The organism is Streptomyces sp. NPDC005728, assembly GCF_040630895.1.
Classification (GTDB): Bacteria; Actinomycetota; Actinomycetes; order Streptomycetales; family Streptomycetaceae; genus Streptomyces.
In genome coordinates this window covers 98,976-116,106 of sequence record NZ_JBEXYL010000013.1, presented here as the reverse complement: position 1 = coordinate 116,106, position 17,131 = coordinate 98,976, and the positions used below count along the sequence as shown (strand labels likewise).

The window sequence follows — 17,131 nt, the reverse complement described above, 5'->3', positions numbered from 1 at the left end:
TTCAGGGAGTGGTGGTGGGGCGGAACCGGCGCCGGTACTCGGCCGGTGCCGTGCCGAGGGCCTTGGCGAACGCGCGCCGCATGGCCTCGGGAGTGCCGTAGCCGCTCGCGCGGGAGATCTCCTCCACGCCGTCGGACGTGTCCTCAAGGAGGCGGCGGGCGTGTTCGAGGCGGACGCGGTCGACGTAGCGTCCGGGTGTCATGCCGGTCTCCTCCCGGAAGGCGCGGGCGAAGTGACGCGGCGAGAGCCGGGCCCGGGCGGCGAGCGACTCGACGGTGAGGTCGCCGGCGGGGTGCTCGGTGATCCAGCGCTGCACCTCGCGCAGGGGCTCGCGCTGCGCGGTCTGGGCGGCGAGCTGGGCGCTGAACTGCGCCTGGTTCCCGGGCCGGCGCAGGAAGACGACCAGGTGCCGGGCGACGGCGAGCGCGACGTCCCGGTCCAGGTCCTCCTCGACGAGGGCCAGGGCGAGGTCGATGCCGGAGGTCACGCCCGCCGAGGTGGAGACCTGTCCGTCGCGGACGTAGATCGGCTCGGGATCCACCGTCAGGGCCGGGTGGTCGCGGGCGAGCTTGTCGCAGTAGGCCCAGTGGGTCGTCGCCCGGCGCCCGTCGAGCAGACCGGCGGCGGCCAGCAGGATCGCACCGGTGCACACGGAGACGAGGCGCCGCGCGCGCGGGCCGTGCGTGCGCAGCCACTCGGTCAGCCGCGGATCGGGGCTGCGGGTGCCCCGGCCGCCCGGGACCAGCAGGGTGTCCGGGTCGGCCGCCTCCGTGAGCGCCTCGTCCGGTACGAGGGCCAGCCCGCTGGAGGTGCGCACCGGGCCGCCGTCCAGTGAGGCCGTGCGGATGCGGTACGTCCCGGGGGTGTGCTGCTCGGCGCCGTTGAACACCTCGAGGGGGCCGGTGACGTCGAGACTCTGGACGCCGTCGAAGAGGACGATGAGGAGGGTGCGCTGCGGCATGTCTCCGATTCTTCGGGGCCCGGCGCGTGGCCGCAATGACGGGTACCCCACCTTTTCTGCCATGAGGCACGGGCCGGGCCAGTGGGCCCGGCGCCCCGCCACGTGCCGCCCTGAGCCCCGGTTGTCGGTGCCACCTGCCACAATTGCCGCGCAACCTCAGTGGAGAAGGCGGTACGGGATCGTGACGACACCCCTCGTAGGGTCCATCGAAGGCAGGATCGCCGAGGAACTCGGCGTACGGGAGCGGCAGGTGAAGGCCGCGGTGGAGCTGCTCGACGGCGGTTCGACGGTGCCCTTCATCGCCCGCTACCGCAAGGAAGCGACCGAGATGCTCGACGACGCGCAGCTGCGCACGCTCGAGGAGCGGCTGCGCTATCTGCGGGAGCTGGAGGAGCGGCGGACCGCGATCCTGGAGTCGGTGCGCGAGCAGGGCAAGCTCACCGAGGAGCTGGAGGCACAGATCCGGGGCGCCGAGACCAAGGCGCGACTGGAGGACATCTACCTCCCCTACAAGCCGAAGCGGCGCACCAAGGCGCAGATCGCCCGCGAGGCGGGTCTTGAGCCGCTCGCCGAGGGACTGCTGGGCGATCCGACGGTCGAGCCGGCGGCCGCGGCCGCCGCGTTCGTGGACGCCGACAAGGGCGTCGCCGATCCGCAGGCGGCGCTGGAGGGCGCGCGGGCGATCCTGACCGAGCGGTTCTCGGAGGACGCCGACCTGATCGGCGAGGTGCGCGAGCGCATGTGGGTGCGCGGGCGGCTGGCCGCCAAGGTGCGCGACGGCAAGGAGGAGGCGGGCGCCAAGTTCGCCGACTACTTCGACTTCGCCGAGCCGTTCACCGAGCTGCCCTCCCACCGCATCCTGGCGATGCTGCGCGGCGAGAAGGAGGAGGTCCTGGACCTCGTCCTGGAGCCGGAGGAGCCCGCTGATTCCTCATCGGTTCCTTCCTCGTACGAGGGGATCATCGCCCACCGCTTCGGGATCGCGGACCGCGGCCGCCCCGCCGACAAGTGGCTGACGGACACGGTCCGCTGGGCCTGGCGCACCCGGATCCTGGTGCACCTCGGCATCGACCTGCGCCTCAGGCTGCGCACGGCCGCCGAGGACGAGGCGGTGAACGTGTTCGCGGCGAACCTGAGGGATCTGCTGCTGGCCGCCCCGGCCGGCACGCGCGCGACCCTGGGCCTGGACCCCGGCTTCCGTACGGGCGTGAAGGTCGCCGTGGTCGACGCCACCGGCAAGGCCGTCGCCACGGACGTGATCTACCCGCACGTCCCGGCCAACAAGTGGGACGAGGCGATCGCCAAGCTGGCGCGGCTGGCGAAGGAGCACGCGGTCGACCTGGTCGCGATCGGCAACGGCACGGCGTCCCGGGAGACGGACAAGCTCGCCGTCGAACTCATCGCCAGGCACCCGGAGTTGAAGCTCACCAAGGTGATGGTGTCCGAGGCGGGCGCGTCCGTGTACTCGGCGTCGCAGTACGCCTCGCAGGAGCTGCCCGGTATGGACGTCTCGCTGCGCGGCGCGGTCTCCATCGCCCGCCGGCTCCAGGACCCGCTGGCCGAGCTGGTGAAGATCGACCCGAAGTCGATCGGTGTCGGCCAGTACCAGCACGACCTGTCCGAGATGAAGCTGTCCCGCTCACTGGACGCGGTCGTCGAGGACTGTGTGAACGGCGTCGGCGTGGACGTCAACACCGCGTCCGTGCCGCTGCTGTCGCGGGTGTCCGGCATCTCCTCCGGTCTCGCCGAGAACATCGTGGCGCACCGGGACCAGAACGGGCCGTTCGCCTCCCGCTCCGAGCTGAAGAAGGTGGCCCGGCTCGGCCCGAAGGCGTACGAGCAGTGCGCGGGCTTCCTGCGCATCCGCGGCGGCACCGACCCGCTGGACGCCTCCAGCGTGCACCCGGAGGCGTACCCGGTGGTGCGGCGCATGGTGAAGACCTCGGGCCAGGAGGTCGCCTCCCTCATCGGCAACACCGGTGTACTGCGCTCCCTGCGGCCCGCGGACTTCGTGGACGACACCTTCGGTCTGCCGACCGTCTCCGACATCCTCAAGGAGCTGGAGAAGCCGGGGCGCGACCCGCGGCCCGCCTTCAAGACGGCCACCTTCAAGGAGGGCGTGGAGAAGATCTCCGACCTGTCCGCCGGGATGGTGCTGGAGGGCGTGGTCACGAATGTGGCGGCCTTCGGTGCGTTCGTGGACATCGGTGTCCACCAGGACGGTCTCGTGCACGTCTCGGCGATGTCGAAGACGTTCGTGAAGGACCCGCGGGACGTGGCCAAGCCCGGTGACATCGTCAAGGTGAAGGTCCTCGACGTGGACATCCCGCGCAAGCGGATCGCGCTGACGCTGCGGCTGGACGACGAGGCCGCACCGCAGGGGCAGGGCGGCAGGCAGCAGCGGGGCGGCGGTGGCAGGCCGCCGCAGCAGCGGCAGGGGCAGGGCGGCGGCCAGGGTCAGGGGCAGGGCCAGGGCGGCGGCCAGGGCCAGCGGCAGAGCCAGGGCGGCGGCCAGGGCCAGCGGCAGGGCCGCGGCGGTGACCGGGGCGGGCGTCAGGCGCCCGCGCCGGCCAACAGCGCGATGGCGGACGCACTGCGGCGGGCCGGGCTGCTGAACCCGAAGGACGGACGGCGCTGAGCCACCGGGGCCGGGGGCGTGCCGCACACCGCGCACGTCCCCGCCCCGCCCGGCATCACAGGGCCGGCACACCGACGACACACGGCATGCCCCGGGACGTCTCAGCACGAGCGAGACCACCCGGGCCGAGCTGGGCGACGGCACCCTCCGGGCGCGGGCCGTCACTTCGTTGCACACGATCAGGACCGTGAACCACCGGGCGTGCGGACGGAACAGCCGTCGGCGCAGGGGCGGGCGGGTCCGCCCCTTGCACGGGCCGACCGTGGACACGCCCGATCACGCCGGTACGACCCGGCCGGGGCCGGTCAGCGTTCCGTGACCTTGCCGGCGGCCACCTCCAGACGGCGGTTCACCCGGACCGCGTCCAGCATGCGCCGGTCGTGGGTGACCAGCAGGAGGGTGCCCTCGTAGGAGTCGAGGGCCCCTTCCAGTTGCTCGATGGCGGGCAGGTCCAGATGGTTCGTCGGCTCGTCGAGGACGAGCAGGTTCACGCCCCGGCCCTGGAGCAGTGCGAGCGCGGCGCGGGTGCGTTCGCCCGGGGAGAGGGTCGCGGCAGGGCGCAGGACGTGGTCTGCCTTCAGGCCGAACTTGGCGAGCAGCGTGCGGACCTCGGCCGGCTCGGTGTCGGGGACGGCGGCGCCGAACGCGTCGAACAGGGACTCGGTTCCATGGAACAGCTTGCGGGCCTGGTCCACCTCACCGACCAGGACACCCGAGCCGAGCGCGGCCTGCCCGGAGTCGAGCGGGACACGGCCCAGCAGCGCGCCGAGCAGGGTCGACTTGCCGGCGCCGTTGGCTCCGGTGACCGCGACCCGGTCCGCCCAGTCGATCTGCAGTGACACCGGGCCGAAGGTGAACTCGCCGCGCCGCACCTCGGCGTCCCGCAGGGTCGCCACGACCGCTCCGGAGCGCGGGGCGGCCGCGATCTCCATGCGCAGCTCCCACTCCTTGCGCGGCTCCTCCACCACGTCCAGCCGCTCGATCATGCGCTGGGTCTGCCGGGCCTTGGCGGCCTGCTTCTCGCTGGCCTCGCTGCGGAACTTGCGGCCGATCTTGTCGTTGTCGTTGCCCGCCTTGCGCCGGGCGTTCTTCACGCCCTTGTCCATCCACGACCGTTGCATCTGGGCGCGGTCCTGGAGGGCGGCCTTCTTGTCGGCGTACTCCTCGTACTCCTCGCGGGCATGCCGGCGGGCCACGCCCCGCTCCTCCAGATAGGCCTCGTAGCCGCCTCCGTAGAGGTTGATCTGCCGCTGGGCGAGGTCGAGTTCGAGGACCTTGGTGACCGTGCGGGTGAGGAACTCGCGGTCGTGGCTGACGACCACCGTGCCCGCGCGCAGGCCGGTGACGAACCGCTCCAGGCGCTCCAGGCCGTCCAGGTCCAGGTCGTTGGTGGGCTCGTCCAGGAGGAAGACGTCGTAGCGGGAGAGCAGGAGGGAGGCGAGGCCGGCGCGGGCCGCCTGACCGCCGGACAGGGAGGTCATCGGCTGGTCCAGGTCCACGGCCAGGCCGAGGGAGTCGGCGACCTCCTCGGCGCGCTCCTCCAGGTCGGCGCCGCCGAGGTTCAGCCAGCGCTCCAGGCTGGTCGCGTACGCGTCGTCGGCGCCGGGCGCACCGTCGACCAGCGCCTGGGTGGCCTCGTCCATCACACGCTGCGCCTCGGCGACACCGGTACGGCGGGCCAGGAACTCCCGGACCGTCTCCCCCGGCCGGCGCTCCGGCTCCTGGGGCAGGTGGCCGACCGTCGCGGTGGGCGGGGACAGCCGCAGCTCGCCCTGCTCGGGCGCGGTCAGTCCGGCGAGCAGGCGCAGCAGGGTGGACTTGCCCGCGCCGTTGGCGCCGACCAGCCCGATCACATCGCCGGGCGCGACGACGAGGTCGAGCCCGGAGAAGAGGGAGCGGTCGCCGTGCCCGGCGGCGAGATTCTTGGCGACGAGGGTGGCAGTCATCAGGAGCCGATCCTAATGTCCCGGACGGGTGGCGTTCAGCGGGGCTTCCCGCCGTCCGGGGGCCGGCCCGGCCCTCACCTCCCCATCGGCTCCACCAACACGCTCCCCGAGGTCCTGGCCACCACGAACGACTCCCCCTTCACCGCCTTCGGGTCCAGCGGGATGCGGTGTCGGCCGGGCTCCAGGATGCCGTCGAAGACCTCCTGGGTGTGGGTGCGGTAGAGCCGGTCGAGGCGGTACGCGGTGATGCGGACCCGGCACGGGGAGGTCACCTCGATGCCGGCGGCGCCGTCGGCGGCGACCAGGTCGGTCAGGCGGCGCTGCGGGAGGGGGCTGCGGTCCAGGGCGTGCTCGATCTGCGCGACGAGCAGCGGGATGATCGGGGCCAGGCCGTCCACATAGACGACCTCCACCCCGGCACGCTCGAACGCGTGCCGCACGGCGGCCCGTTCGGCCTCGGCCACCGCGCGTCCGAAGGCGACGGCGCCGTAGCCGCGCAGTTCCTCGGCGGGGACGGCACGGGCGTCCTGGGTGATGTCGGCTCCTATCCCGATGGTGCGCAGCGCGGCGGCGAGTCGGGCGAGGCCGGCGACCCGCGCGCCGATCAGCAGCACCCGGCGGCGGGGCGCGGGCGGGCCGTCGGCGTCCTCGATCAGGGCGGCGAGGGCGGCGCGGTACTCGGGGCCGGCGAAGCGGAACGGCCCGATGCCGTGGTAGCCGTTGCGTTCCAGGTCGGCGTGCTCGTCGGTCTGCCAGGCGAAGTCCCGCCAGATGTAGTCGTCACCGTCGCGCTCGATCACGGCGGTGACCGCGCCGCAGGCCAGGTCCGCGCACTCGGGACAGCCGTAGATCACGAACCGGCCGTCCGGGAGCGGCGGTTCGGCCTCCAGCAGCAGGCTGCGCACCTGCTCGGTGAAGATGGCCGGTGGGACGTCGGAGGCGAGCGGGGAGACGGCGTCCAGGTCGGAGAGCTGGAACAGCAGCGGACGTCCGTCCACGACGAAGTCCACGAAGTCGCGGTGGATCTGGTAGCCGCCGTCGGCCAGAACACCGCCGGCGCGCATCGCCGGTGCCAGACCGAAGGTCGCGTATGCGGCAGACATGCTGTGAGTATCCCCACATCGGGACGGATGTGAGCGCGGCATGACATATTCCGTTAGCGTCCTCGCGTGGAACGCGAGTCGGGTGACGAAGTGATCGTGGTCGGCAGCGGGATCGCCGGGCTGACGACGGCCGTGATGCTGGCCGAGTCGGGCCGCCGGGTACGGGTGTGGGCCCGGGAGCCCGCCGAGCGCACGACCTCGGCGGTCGCCGGAGGGCTGTGGTGGCCGTACCGGATCGAGCCCGAGCCTCTGGTCGGTGCGTGGGCGCTGGAGTCCCTGGGCGTGTACGAGGAGCTGGCCTGCCGCCCCGAGGAGACGGGCGTACGCCTGGTCGAGGGCGTACACCGGGGGATGCGTCTGGACGAGCAGGGTGCGTGGGCGGGCCGGGTGCCGGGGCTGCGGGCGGTGGCCGACGGGCTGGCGGCGCGGCTGCCGCTGATCGACATGCCGGTCCATCTGGCCTGGCTGCGGGAGCGGTTCGCGAAGGCGGGAGGCTCGGTGGAGGTGCGCGAGGTGACGGAGCTTGCCGCCGTGCCCGCCGGTGCGGTGGTCAACTGCACGGGGCTGGGGGCGCGTTCGCTGGTGCCCGATCCCGCGGTGCGTCCGGTGCGCGGGCAGCTGGTCGTGGTGGAGAACCCGGGGATCACGACGTGGTTCACGTCCGTCGGCCACGGCTCCGCATCGTCGACCTACTTCTTCCCGCAGCCGGGCGGGCTGCTCCTGGGCGGTACGGCGGAGGAGGACTCCTGGTCGCCGGCGCCGGATCCCGCGACCGCCGCGGCGATCGTCGCGCGCTGCGCGGCCGTCCGGCCCGAGATCGCCGGGGCGCGGGTGCTGGCGCACCGCGTGGGGCTCAGGCCCGCCCGGGACGCCGTACGGCTGGAACGGGAGGCGCTGCCGGACGGGCGGGTGCTGGTGCACAACTACGGGCACGGCGGAGCCGGGATCACGGTGGCCTGGGGCTGCGCCCGGGAGGCGGCCGGGCTGGCCGGAGCCTGAGCCGGAGGGGCGCACCGGTGGTGAGCGGGCGCCCCCGCCAAGGGACGGCCGCTCACCGACCGGGCCGGGAAGGACTGCTGCCCGAGTGATCAGCTCGCGGGCACGTGCCGGGCGGTGTGCGGGGCGCGCACGCCGTCCAGGGTGCGCGGTGCGGGAGCGGCGGACGCGCTGCCGGAGGTGGCCAGGGCGAACGCCGTCGTGCCGCCGACCAGCGGCACCCGGGCCGTCGTACGGGACAGGTCCAGGGTGAGGGCCGGCTGGGTGGACGGCGGGTCGATGAGGTCCCTGTCCGTGCCGGCGACGATGAGCGCCAGGCGATGCCCCTTGGGGACGACGTGGTCGGTGGCCGCCAGGTCGACGGTCATGGTGTACGCCTTGCCCGGGGTGAGCGGGACGCCCTTGCCGAGGGAGGCGTAGTGGCCGAGGTCGGCCCAGCCGCGACTGAAGACGGTGTAGTCGGTCCTGGCCGTCTTCGCCTCGGTCGCCTTGAAGCAGGCGCTGTCCCCGGTCGTGCTCGCGCCCCAGCAGGTGCGCCGGGCGAGCGTGGTGATGCCCTCGGCGCCGTCGGCGTACTCGCGGATGGTGTCCGGGCCGAGGTCCACCAGGACGGCGGACAGGTGGGCCGAGGAGGTGGTCGGGGTGGCGGTCACGGTCACACGGGCGGAGCCGGACAGGCGCAGGTCGCGGGTGAGCGGCGCCGTGATGAAGCCGGCCTTCTCGGGTGTGGGCGTGGTGAGGTGGGCGGCCCAGTCGGTCTCGCTCAGCCTCGGGTCGTCGGTGAAGGTCTCGGTGCCGGTGGCCGGACGCAGGCCGAGGGTGCCGACGCCGGGCCGGGTGCCGGGGGCCGGGCGGAGCGTGGTGGTGCGGGTGCCGTGCGGCGGCCACACCGTCGAGGTGACCCACTGGTCGGGGTGGCGCTCGATGTCGGCCATGGGTTCGCGGTCGATGCCGTTGTCGTAGCCGAGGAGTTCGTGGTCGAACCAGCGGTGCAGGGTGTCGACCCAGGCGCCGCGCCGGAAGTCGAAGGGGTCGACGTGCCCGGTCTGGGAGAGCCAGATCTTGCGCCCGACACCGTGCTTCGCCAGGGCGTCCCACCACTGGCCGAAGTGCTTGGTGCGCACGTTGAGGTCCTGCATGCCGTGCACGAGGAACACGCTGGCCCGCACCTTGGCCGCGGACCGGACGTAGTTCCGCTCGGTCCACAGCGGCGTCCAGTCCCCGCTGCGCGGGCTGCCGTCGGCGAGCTTCTTCTGCACGGCCGCGCAGTGGGCCTGCGCGCCCTCGCTCTCGACGAGACCGGCCAGGTCGTCGGGGCCGCCGTCGTACAGCGGGGCGCCCTGGGCGAAGTAGTAGTCGTACCAGGAGGAGATGCCGCTGATCGGGACGATCGTCTTCAGGCCCTTGACGCCGGTGGCCGCGACGCCGTTGGCGATCGTGGCGTCCCAGCTCTTGCCGATCATGCCGGTCGTGCCGTTGGTCCAGCCCGCCCTGACGGTCCTCGTGCCCGTCCGGGTCGTGTACGCCTTGGCGCGGCCGTTCAGCCAGTCGACGACCGCCTTCGCGGACCGGATGTCGGAGCGGCCGCCGACGTCGACACAGCCGTCGGAGCGGTCGGTGCCCGCCAGGTCGACTCCGACGAAGGCGTAGCCGCGGGGCACGAAGTAGTTGTCGTAGAACAGCGGCATCTGGACGACGCGGCCGTGCGCGTCGTACGTCTTGAGCTGGCTCTCGTTGCCGCGTCCGCAGCAGGAGTAGTAGGGGCTGGCGTCCATGATGACCGGCACCTTGCGGCCCTGGCGGGCCGGTTCGGCGGGCCGGACGATGTCGGCCGCGACGCGGTCCTTCTTCCCGTCGCGGTCCTCGTCGAGGCCCGTGTCCACCCAGACGGCCTCACGGATGGCGTGGGCGTACGAGTAGACGGGCCTGCTCTCTCGGGGTGGTGCCGCCTGTGCGGCGGCGGGAGTGAGGAAGGCGGCCAGCAGGGCTGTGACGGCCGCGGTCGCGAGCGTTCTCCAGATCGTGAAGCGCGTGCGCATCGGGGTGCGTGTCGGCATGCGCGGACGGTACTCCTGTCAACTCCCGTGCAGAAGAGGGCGACTGACGGCGCGCCGGACTCATGTCGGCCGAATGGCGATCGTGTGACAGCAGGGGCCATGGACAGGTCAGGGGCCACAGCGACTGAATAGGCTCCGACCAGACTTCCTGTCCCGACGACTTGGAGCTGACGTGCACCGCAGAATCATCGCGCCGGGCGCACTCGCGGCCGCCTCCCTGCTGCTGGCGATCCCGGCATCGGCCGCGAGCTTCGCCCCCGGCGCGCCGGGCATCGGCGACCCCTACTACCCGTACTACGGCAACGGCGGCTACGACGTCTCGCACTACGACCTGAGGCTGCAGTACCAGCCGAAGACGGACGAGTTGCAGGGCACCGCGACCATCCTGGCGAGGACCACGCAGGATCTGTCCAGCTTCGACCTGGACTTCCTGCTGGACGTGAGCGAGGTGCGGGTCAACGGCGCCAAGGCGTCCTTCGCGACGTCCGGCCAGCACGAACTGGTCGTCACCCCGAAGACGCCGCTGGCCAAGGGCACGCCGGTCACCGTCGTCGTCCGCTACAGCGGGGTGCCGTCGGCGAAGAGCGCCTACGGCTTCTCCACCTGGCACCGCACGCCGGACGGCGCGGTGGCCGCGGACGAGCCCGAGGCCGCCTGGTGGTGGTTCCCGAGCAACGACCACCCGAGCGACAAGGCCACCTACGACGTGTCGGTGGCCGTCCCGGACGGTACCCAGGCCATCTCCAACGGCACACTGCAGTCGACCAGTTCGAAGCTGGGCTGGACCCGCTACAACTGGCGGCAGAACAAGCCGCAGGCGACGTATCTGGCCACGCTCGCCCTCGGCAGGTTCGACATCACGACCAGCACCTCCGACGGCGGGGTGCCGATCGTCAACGCCTACAGCAAGGACCTCGGCGACAACGACGGTGCCGCGCGGGCGAGCGTGGAGCGCACCGGGGAGCTGGTGGACTGGCTGAGCGGCTACTTCGGGCCGTATCCGTTCAGCTCGGCCGGCGGGTACGTGCCGAACACCACGACCGGTTACGCGCTGGAGACGCAGACCCGCGTCTACTACAGCCCGAAGCAGTTCGCGAGCGGCTCGAACACCTCGGTGGTCGTGCACGAGCTGGCCCACCAGTGGTACGGCGACGACGTGTCGCTGAAGGGCTGGAAGGACATCTGGATCAACGAGGGCTTCGCCCGGTACGCGCAGTGGCTGTGGTCCGAGCACGAGGGCGAGGGCACCACCCAGGAACTCGCCGACTACGTGTACGCCTCGCACCCGGCCGACGACGCGTTCTGGACGGTCGAGCCGGGTGACCCGGGGCCTGACGACCAGTTCGACATCGCCGTCTACGACCGGGGCGCCCTCGCCGTCCAGGCCCTGCGCAACGAGATCGGCGACGACGCGTTCTTCGCCCTCCTGAAGGGCTGGCCGAAGGAGCACGCGTACGGCAACGCGTCCGTGGCCGACTTCCAGAGGTACGCCGAGCAGGTGTCCGGCAAGCCGCTGGCCGCGCTGTTCGACACCTGGCTGTTCCAGCCGTCGAAGCCGGCCGCGGCCGCCGCACGCACGGCGTCCCTCGTGAAGACGGGTACGGCGGCGGTCGCACAGCCGAAGTCGTGGAAGAAGATCGAGGCGACGAACGACGTGCACGGGCACTGACGCCCGGGCGCCTCACGGTCTCGGCTCGGCCGCCCGCTCGAGCAGTTCGTCCCGGCCCATCGCCTCCGCGCGGGTGGCCGGGACCGTGCAGGCGTACGCCCCGGCGACCGCTCCGTAGAGGGCGCACCGCAGGGGCGGCTCGCCGCTGAGGCGGCCGTAGAGGAACGCGGCGGCGAAGGCGTCGCCCGCGCCGTTGGAGTCGACCACCGGCGCGGGCGGGGCCACGGCCGGTATCCGGGTCAGCTCGCCGTCGGCCAGCAGATACGCGCCCTCGGCGCCCGCGGTGACGACGACGGCCTCGGCCCGGCCGCGCTCGGCGATGCGTCGCATGGTCCGCTCGGGGTCGGTCAGCGCGGCCGCGGAGAGGAAGACGACGTCCGCCGCGAGCGCGAACGGCTCGTGGTACGGATTCTCGCCGTCCCAGTCGTGCAGATCGGTGGAGAGAGGTACGCCCGTCCCGGTCAGCACCGGCAGGGCGTGGGCGCAGGGCTGGGTGATGGTGACATGGACGTGCTGGCTCGCCGCGGCCAGCGTGCGCACGGTCTCCTCGGGGAAACGGTCCCCGGCGTGGGCGCGGCTGGTGTCGTACAGGGACAGCCGCCGGCCGTCCGGCCCTACCAGGTTCACCGCCCGCTTGGTCCCGGCGGGCTGCGGGAGCGTGGTGAGGCCGATGCCCCGCTCCCGGTGCAGGGCGCGGACCAGCTCGCCCTCGGGATCGTCGCCGAGCAGGTCGAGATGGTGGGTGCGCAGGCCGAGCGCGGCAAGGCCCAGGGCGACGAAGTCACCGGTCTGTCCGGCGCGGGTGCGGATCCCGGAGTCGATCATGTAGCTGTCGGCGTACGGCAGCGGCAGTTCGGGGACGTACACGATCGTGTCCACCCCGGCTCCGCCCAGCACCAGAACGTCGTGAGCACCTGCCTGTGCGGTCATCCCGCGCCCTCCCCGTGGTCGTGCACCGCCACCATGATCCCGCGCTTCACCGGTCGTAAACCCCCGATGTCGTTGCAGACACGGGCGATCACCTCGACACCCTTGACCGACGGAACGGTGGCGCCACCCGGGACACAGTGATCTCCGACATGACGCCACCGTAGGCGATGCCACCGACAGTGGCGCTGGGCTGCTACGTCGTCATCGCGACAGGTCGGCCAGTTCCTTGTCGGTCTCGCGGGACACCCGGCGGCGGACGCCGAACCAGCCCGCGACCAGCAGCAGGGCGATCACCGGGATGAGCAGCAGGGTCCTGCGGCCGACCTCCGGGTCGTTCCACATCATGCCGAGGCAGACCAGCAGGAAGACGATCGTGGCGATCTCGGTGACGGGGCTGAACTTCAGCTGGAAGTGCGGCCGGGTCACCAGGCCCGCGCGGGCGCGGCGGACGAAGACCAGGTGGCAGACCATGATGATCACCCAGGTGCTGATGATGCCGAGGGAGGCGACGTTCAGCACGATCTCGAAGGCCTGGCTGGGCATCAGATAGTTCAGGCCGACGCCGAGCACGCAGACCGCGCAGGTCAGCAGGATGCCGCCGTAGGGGACCTGGCTGCGGTTCATCCGGGCGGTGAACTTCGGCGCGGAGCCCGCCATGGCCATGGAGCGCAGGATGCGGCCGGTGGAGTACAGGCCGGAGTTGAGCGAGGACATGGCGGCGGTCAGCACGACCAGGTTCATGACGTCGCCGGCCGCCGGTATGCCGATCTTCGACAGGACCGTGACGAACGGGCTCTGGTCGGCGGAGTACACCGAGCCGGGCAGCAGAAGGGCGAGCAGCACGACCGAGCCGACGTAGAACAGGCCCACACGCCACATGATCGAGTTCACCGCGCGCGGGACGACCTTCTCCGGCTCGGCGGTCTCGCCAGCGGCGACGCCGACCAGTTCGAGGGCGGCGTACGCGAAGATCACGCCCTGCATGACGAGGACGACCGGCATCAGGCCGTGCGGGAAGACACCGCCGTGGTCGGTGACGACGCTCAGGCCGGGCTTCTGGCCGCCGACCTCGTGCTGGGTGGCGAGCAGGAAGATGCCGACGAACATGAAGCTCACCAGGGTGGCGACCTTGATGATCGCGAACCAGAACTCCATCTCGCCGAAGATCTTCACCGAGATCAGGTTCACGGCGAGGACCACCGCGAGGGCGATCAGCGCCAGCACCCACTGCGGGATGGCCGTGAACATGCTCCAGTAATGCGTGTAGAGCGCGATCGCGGTGATGTCGGCGATGCCGGTGGTCGACCAGTTCAGGAAATACATCCAGCCGGCGACGTAGGCGCCCTTCTCGCCGAGGAACTCGCGCGCGTACGACACGAAGGAGCCGGACGACGGGCGGTACAGGACCAGCTCGCCGAGTGCCCGGACGACGAAGAAGGCGAAGACGCCGCAGACCAGGTAGGCCAGGGCGAGCGCCGGGCCCGCGTTGTGCAGGCGGCCGCCGGCGCCCAGGAAGAGGCCGGTGCCGATGGCGCCGCCGATGGCGATCATGTTGACGTGGCGGGCCTTGAGGTCCTTGCTGTAGCCGGCGTCGCCCGCGTCCGCGGGCGTCTGGGTCGCCTGCGTAGGGGCGGCGGCCTGGGCCGATTCCACGGCTTCGTTGCTCACGGGGGGTTCCACTTCCTGGTGCGCCCGGGCCTCGTGGGCCGGGTGTCCGTACAAGTTCGGCCCGCACCACCCTGGTGAGTCGCGGTACAGACCAAGGCAGCAGCTTCCCAGAGGGATCACCCGATACACGGTGTCCCATGTCACAGAGCGTTGCTTCTCACACGGTCCATGCGGGATCCATGTGGGGTCCACGTGGCGTTCACCCGAGGTTTCACACTCTTGGTGAGACAGCGATACTGCTGCACATGACGACCGATGCCGAGGAGCCCACCCTCACCATCGACGAGCTGGCCGCCCGGGCCGGCGTCACGGTCCGCACCGTCCGCTTCTACGGCAGCAAGGGGCTTCTCCCGCCGCCGGTGATCGGTCCGCGCCGGGTGGGCCGCTACGGCCCCGGGCACGTGGCGCGGCTGGCCCTGATCGAGGAGTTGCAGCAGCAGGGCATGACGCTCGCGGCGATCGAGCGGTACCTCGGGCAGCTGCCGCCGGACCTCACCCCGCACGACCTGGCGATCCACCGCGCGGTGGTCGCGTCATGGGCGCCGGACCTGAGGGAGACGGTGTCGCGCGGGGAGCTGGAGCGGCGGGCGGGACGGCCGCTCGCCGCCGAGGACATCGAGCGGCTGACGGCGATGAGCGTCGTCCTCCCGGAGGAGGAGGACACGTTCCGCGTCGACTCCGGGCTGCTCCGGCTCGGAGTCCGGCTGCTCGACGTACCGCTGTCGCAGGATGCGATCCTCGCGGCGCGCAAGGTGCTCATCGAGCACTCGCGCGCCGCGGCCCATGAGCTGGCTCAGCTCTTCCGTGGCGAGGTGGCGGAGCGTGACGCCCGGGATGTGAAGTCCCTGTCGGCGCACATGCACCCGCTGGTCGTGCAGGCACTGCTGACGACGTTCCAGCGGTCCCTGCGGGAAGAGCTGAGCGAGTGGCTCACGGGGTCAGGCGCGGGCTGAGTCGCTGAAGCGCTCCCCCTTCTCCGCCTTCTCCACGAGCAGCGCGGGCGGGGTGAAGCGCTCGCCGTAGCTGTCGGCGAGTTCACGCGCGCGTGCCACGAATCCGGGCAGGCCACCTTCGTAGCCGTTGATGTACTGGAGCACACCGCCGGTCCAGCCCGGGAAGCCGATGCCGAAGACGGAGCCGATGTTGGCGTCGGCGACCGAGGTCAGCACGCCCTCTTCGACGAGCCGTACGGTGTCGAGCGCCTCGGCGAAGAGCATCCGCTCCTGCATGTCCCGGAACGGGATCTCGCACCCGGCCTTCGTGAAGTGCTCGCGCAGGCCCGGCCACAGCCCGGCCCGCTTGCCGTCCTCCGTGTACTCGTAGAAGCCGGCTCCGCCGCTGCGGCCGGGGCGGCCGAATTCGTCGACCATGCGGTCGATGACCGCCTCCGCGGGGTGCGCGGACCAGGTGCCGCCCGCCTCCTCGACCGCCTTCTTCGACTCGTTGCGGATCTTGCGCGGGAGGGTCAGGGTCAGCTCGTCCATGAGGGAGAGCACCTTGGCCGGGTAGCCGGCCTGGGCGGCTGCCTGCTCCACGGAAGCGGGCTCGATGCCCTCGCCGACCATGGCGACGCCCTCGTTGATGAAGTGGCCGATCACCCGGGAGGTGAAGAAGCCGCGCGAGTCGTTGACGACGATCGGCGTCTTGTTGATCTGCCGGACCAGGTCGAAGGCGCGCGCGAGGGCCTCGTCGCCGGTCCGCTCGCCCTTGATGATCTCCACCAGCGGCATCTTGTCGACCGGCGAGAAGAAGTGCAGTCCGATGAAGTCGGCCTGGCGCTCCACGCCCTCGGCGAGGGCGGTGATGGGCAGGGTGGAGGTGTTGGAGCACAGCAGCGCGTCCGGCGCGACGACGGCCTCGATCTCCTGGAAGACCTTGTGCTTGAGCGACGTGTCCTCGAACACGGCCTCGATCACGGCGTCGCAGCCCGCGAGGTCGGCCGCCTCGGCGGTGGGGGTGATGCGGGCGAGCAGCGCGTCCGCCTTCTCCTGGCTGGTACGGCCCTTGGCGACGGCCTTGGCGCACAGCTTCTCGGAGTAGCCCTTGCCCTTGGCGGCCGCTTCCGCGGAGACGTCCTTCAGGACGACGTCGATGCCCGCGCGGGCGCACGAGTAGGCGATGCCCGCGCCCATCATGCCGGCGCCGAGGACGGCGACCTTGCGGACCTTGCGGGGCTCGATGCCCTGGGGACGGTTCGCACCCGAGTTGACGGCCTGGAGGTCGAAGAAGAACGCCTGGATCATGTTCTTCGAGGTCTGCCCGGCGGCCAGCTCCACGAAGTAGCGGGCCTCGATGACCTGGGCGGTCTCGAAGTCGACCTGGGAGCCCTCGACGGCCGCGGCGAGGATGTTGCGCGGGGCCGGGTAGGGCGCGCCGCCCGTCTGCTTGCGCAGGGTGGCCGGGAAGGCGGGCAGGTTGGCGGCGAACTTGGGGTTGGCGGGCGTTCCGCCGGGGATCCTGTAGCCCGGCTTGTCCCAGGGCTGCTGCGACTCGGGGTTGGCGTCGACGAAGGCGCGGGCCTTGGCGAGCAGTTCCTCGGGCGTGGCGGCGACCTCGTGGACGAGGCCGTTCTCCTGCGCGCGCCGCGCGCTGTACTGCGTGCCCTGGAGGAGCACCTTCAGCAGGGCGTCCGCGATGCCGAGCAGGCGTACGGTGCGGACGACTCCGCCGCCGCCGGGGAGCAGGCCGAGGGTGACCTCGGGGCAGCCGATCTTGGTGCCGGAGGTGTCGAGGGCTACCCGGTGGTGGCAGGCGAGGGCCAGCTCGAAACCGCCGCCCAGCGCGGCGCCGTTGATCGCGGCGACGACCGGCTTGCCGAGGGTCTCGATGCGGCGCAGGTTGCGCTTGATGGCGAGGCCGCCGTCGAGGAGGTCCTGCGCGGTCTCGGGCGTGACCCGGATCAGGTCGCGCAGGTCACCGCCGGCGAAGAAGGTCTTCTTGGCGGAGGTGAAGATGATGCCGCGGATCGACTCCTGCTCGGCCTCCAGGCGGTCGGTGATCGCGGCGAGGGAGTCGCGGAACGCCTGGTTCATGGTGTTCGCGGACTGGTTGGGGTCGTCGAGGACGAGGGTGACGACACCGGTGTCGTCCTGCTCCCAGCGGATGGTGGTGCTCTCGGTCATGACAGTCGTCTCCGTTGAAGTCTCTGAAGTCTCGTGGTTCC

11 protein-coding genes are annotated in these 17,131 nt (G+C 71.8%); 4 read left to right on the top strand and 7 right to left on the bottom strand.

The window, feature by feature from the left end:
* Position 1: 1 nt before the first annotated feature.
* The gene (locus ABZ471_RS12275) at positions 2-961 is read right to left on the bottom strand and encodes a GlxA family transcriptional regulator (RefSeq protein WP_359065272.1); all 960 of its coding nucleotides are present in this window, start codon (positions 959-961) and stop codon (positions 2-4) included.
* A gap of 181 nt (positions 962-1,142) precedes the next feature.
* Here ABZ471_RS12275 and ABZ471_RS12270 point away from each other — a divergent pair, with 181 nt between their 5' ends.
* On the top strand, positions 1,143-3,599 hold the full coding sequence (locus ABZ471_RS12270; protein WP_359065270.1) for a Tex family protein: 2,457 nt from the start codon (positions 1,143-1,145) through the stop codon (positions 3,597-3,599).
* A gap of 305 nt (positions 3,600-3,904) precedes the next feature.
* Here ABZ471_RS12270 and ABZ471_RS12265 read toward each other — a convergent pair whose 3' ends face one another.
* Both ABZ471_RS12265 and ABZ471_RS12260 read right to left on the bottom strand, forming a co-directional pair.
* Positions 3,905-5,545, bottom strand: a complete 1,641-nt coding sequence (locus tag ABZ471_RS12265; protein WP_359065268.1) for an ABC-F family ATP-binding cassette domain-containing protein — start codon at positions 5,543-5,545, stop codon at positions 3,905-3,907.
* Between the two features lie 74 nt (positions 5,546-5,619).
* Positions 5,620-6,648 carry an oxidoreductase gene (locus ABZ471_RS12260; RefSeq protein WP_359065266.1) on the bottom strand — a complete coding sequence of 343 codons (1,029 nt, stop codon included), beginning with the start codon at positions 6,646-6,648 and terminating at the stop codon, positions 5,620-5,622.
* A 90-nt stretch (positions 6,649-6,738) separates the two neighbouring features.
* Here ABZ471_RS12260 and ABZ471_RS12255 point away from each other — a divergent pair, with 90 nt between their 5' ends.
* Complete coding sequence (locus ABZ471_RS12255; RefSeq protein ID WP_359065322.1) at positions 6,739-7,647, top strand: FAD-dependent oxidoreductase; 909 nt, start codon at positions 6,739-6,741, stop codon at positions 7,645-7,647.
* Positions 7,648-7,736: 89 nt separating this feature from the next.
* Here the strand turns inward: ABZ471_RS12255 and ABZ471_RS12250 are convergent, their stop codons facing one another.
* Positions 7,737-9,701, bottom strand: coding sequence for a Xaa-Pro dipeptidyl-peptidase (locus tag ABZ471_RS12250; RefSeq protein WP_359065264.1), 1,965 nt, complete (start codon positions 9,699-9,701; stop codon positions 7,737-7,739).
* Positions 9,702-9,873: 172 nt separating this feature from the next.
* On the opposite strand from ABZ471_RS12250, the gene ABZ471_RS12245 reads away from it, so the two are divergent.
* Positions 9,874-11,370, top strand: coding sequence for a M1 family metallopeptidase (locus ABZ471_RS12245; protein WP_359065262.1), 1,497 nt, complete (start codon positions 9,874-9,876; stop codon positions 11,368-11,370).
* Positions 11,371-11,382: 12 nt separating this feature from the next.
* On the opposite strand, the gene ABZ471_RS12240 is transcribed toward ABZ471_RS12245, so the two are convergent.
* On the bottom strand, positions 11,383-12,300 hold the full coding sequence (locus ABZ471_RS12240) for a PfkB family carbohydrate kinase (RefSeq protein ID WP_359065260.1): 918 nt from the start codon (positions 12,298-12,300) through the stop codon (positions 11,383-11,385).
* A 201-nt stretch (positions 12,301-12,501) separates the two neighbouring features.
* Positions 12,502-13,968 carry an amino acid permease gene (locus ABZ471_RS12235; protein ID WP_359065258.1) on the bottom strand — a complete coding sequence of 489 codons (1,467 nt, stop codon included), beginning with the start codon at positions 13,966-13,968 and terminating at the stop codon, positions 12,502-12,504.
* A gap of 245 nt (positions 13,969-14,213) precedes the next feature.
* Between ABZ471_RS12235 and ABZ471_RS12230 the strand changes: the two genes are divergently transcribed.
* Positions 14,214-14,921 carry a MerR family transcriptional regulator gene (locus ABZ471_RS12230; protein WP_359065256.1) on the top strand — a complete coding sequence of 236 codons (708 nt, stop codon included), beginning with the start codon at positions 14,214-14,216 and terminating at the stop codon, positions 14,919-14,921.
* Here ABZ471_RS12230 and ABZ471_RS12225 read toward each other — a convergent pair.
* Entirely contained in the window at positions 14,907-17,090 is a 2,184-nt protein-coding gene (locus ABZ471_RS12225) for a 3-hydroxyacyl-CoA dehydrogenase NAD-binding domain-containing protein (protein ID WP_359065254.1), read from the bottom strand. The two genes, ABZ471_RS12230 and ABZ471_RS12225, sit on opposite strands and share 15 nt — an antisense overlap.
* Positions 17,091-17,131: the final 41 nt, after the last annotated feature.